The sequence below is a fragment of the Mediterraneibacter sp. 210702-DFI.5.30 genome, assembly GCF_020560115.1.
Taxonomy (GTDB): Bacteria; Bacillota; Clostridia; order Lachnospirales; family Lachnospiraceae; genus Mediterraneibacter; species Mediterraneibacter faecis.
Window position 1 is genome coordinate 1 of the sequence record NZ_JAJCME010000130.1, and the last position, 251, is coordinate 251.

1 protein-coding gene is annotated in these 251 nt (G+C 54.6%); it reads right to left on the reverse strand.

The genetic code is table 11. The features are described 5' to 3' along the window. A partial coding sequence (locus LI126_RS14965) for a hypothetical protein (protein ID WP_331469921.1) occupies positions 1-231 on the reverse strand: 231 nt, incomplete at its 3' end. Between the last annotated feature and the right edge of the window lie 20 nt (positions 232-251).

A 251-nucleotide genomic window follows, 5' to 3' on the forward strand; every position in this document is an offset into this window, starting at 1 on the left:
GTCAGTGGCGGCCAGTTGTTTGGCGATTTCATTAAACTGCTGGCCCAGTGCGGAGTTGGTGGGCTTGTTTGCCGCATCAGCAAGCTCCTGTTCGGTAGGCTGCCAATTGATTGGCGGTGAGATCAGCGTGTAGCCGATTGAATCCTCATCTGCTCGTACGCGGGCCCAGTCAGCAGGCGTGGCAACCTCAGCAAGCATTGGCAGCATAATGTCTTCTTCTTTAACGATCATTGCCAAGACTTCCTGAGCGG